This is a genomic window from Xenorhabdus kozodoii (assembly GCF_002632875.1).
GTDB classification, from domain to species: domain Bacteria; phylum Pseudomonadota; class Gammaproteobacteria; order Enterobacterales; family Enterobacteriaceae; genus Xenorhabdus; species Xenorhabdus kozodoii.
Genome location: NZ_NJCX01000085.1, coordinates 1 through 1,095 on the forward strand (window position 1 = coordinate 1; position 1,095 = coordinate 1,095).

Consider the following 1,095-nt stretch of genomic DNA (forward strand, 5'->3'; position numbering starts at 1 on the left):
TCACTCAAAGGCAAGAAACAAGGATTAATTTCAGCGGGATGTTCAACGCCTGAATCCATTGGCAATCGTTATCAGACAGGCCGGGAAGAGGAGATACAGGTACTGAGTGTCAGCCATTCAGTGAGCCGCGACCAGAATGCACATCATCACCCTGTCAGCTTTACCAAACCCATTGATAAATCCTCCCCTCTGTTAGCAATGGCAATTGACGGAAACGAATTGCTGGAAGCCCGTTTTATGCACTACCGGACAAGCCCGATGGGGCAACTGGAATTCTTTTATGAAATTAAACTAACAGGCGCAACGATTGTCGATCTTGCCTATAATTATCCCCATTCCATCAATGATAACGGCGCAATTCCCCATGAAGTGGTGATGCTCGATTACAAATCGATATCATGTAACCATATTGCCGCGGGGACTTCGGGTTACAGTATTACCCAATTAGCCGGGCGTGAAGAAGGCAGGCCGTTATTGTCTGGGTTCACGAATGTGAAGCCGCTTAAACAGCCATTGGTTGAAGAAACATCCTCAAAACCCTCTAAACATCACGTCCGCTATCGTTTTACGGATGATAACGGCAATCTTTTAGCCGAACATAAGTATCGTGTTTGCCTGCCGGATGGTCAGGTAAAGGAAGGCAAGACTGATAAACAAGGTTATACCCAATGGCATCTCACTGATGACAAAAAGAATCTTGAATTTCATATTTTAAAGGATTAATACCATGCCAACTTATACCGTTTATACCCAAATTAAATCGAATGTTCCGGCCGAAAAACTGCTTTACGATTTAATTATTTCTCGTCAGGATGAAGGAGGAAATCATCATATATTACTGGATGTTGAAAAAGCGCAATTGCAGAGTAATTATGAAACTCAAAAACATATTACTCAGGAAACAGATGATGATCTTTCTGTAATTTATATTATGCAAATTATGCTTTACCGTAAACACGGTTCAAATACGATTCAGGCATTGCAAGCCCCTTTTAAAAAAATGTATACGCTGGGTGAATTTGTAGCAGGTAAAGCCTGTTCGGATAACAAACGAGAAAATGCCTGCTATTTTGAAAGTACGGCTGAAACAAAACC

2 protein-coding genes are annotated in these 1,095 nt (G+C 41.6%); both read left to right on the forward strand.

Annotated features, from left to right (window positions below; translation table 11 throughout):
- Positions 1–723 (forward strand): Hcp family type VI secretion system effector (locus Xkoz_RS19175; RefSeq protein ID WP_244183531.1); only part of this gene is annotated, 723 nt, incomplete at its 5' end.
- Between the two features lie 4 nt (positions 724–727).
- A partial coding sequence (locus Xkoz_RS19180; RefSeq protein WP_099143519.1) for a hypothetical protein occupies positions 728–1,095 on the forward strand: 368 nt, incomplete at its 3' end.